Annotated in this window: 1 protein-coding gene and 1 pseudogene; both read left to right on the top strand. The window is 43.1% G+C overall.

The window, feature by feature from the left end:
• A partial coding sequence (locus R7Q11_RS29545; RefSeq protein ID WP_225467384.1) for an Mpo1-like protein occupies positions 1–306 on the top strand: 306 nt, incomplete at its 5' end.
• 87 nt (positions 307–393) lie between these two features.
• Positions 394–511, top strand: a pseudogene (locus tag R7Q11_RS29540) (adenylate cyclase); the annotation flags it as partial.

Here is a 511-nt window from a genome sequence, read left to right as displayed (position 1 = left end):
CAACTTTCAATCTTAGGTTTTCAGCGCAACTGGGTTTGGTTCGCTGTCATTCCTGTTTGGGTCTTTTACTTCCGTTTATCTCTCAGTGTGTTCATGATGATGCTCGGTTACACGTTAGCGTGCATTGGTTTGATTTGGTCGTTGGAGATTCTAGAGCTACCCGTCTTACACATTTCTATGCTGCTGTTTGGCGCTTTGTGGATTCTTCAGTTCATTGGGCACAAAATCGAGGGCAAAAAGCCATCCTTTTTTGAGGACCTACAGTTCTTATTAATCGGCCCAATCTGGGTGTTTCGAAAGCACTAAATGCGCAAGCTGAGTGTATTGCCACAACACGATTAAGATTTTGAGTGTAGTATTCGGCTCCTTTCGACGTTTATGTAGTAGAGGCGAGTGGTGAGTGACGCGCATTTCCAAGGGCAGTTTGAAGTCGAGTTAAAGTATCGAGTAAAAAATCATGATGCATTTTTAAACACGCTCAGACAGATTGAGCATGAAGTCATGTTCGAAA

The sequence above is a fragment of the Vibrio sp. 970 genome (assembly GCF_033339075.1).
This window is presented reverse-complemented; position numbering and strand designations above follow the sequence as displayed.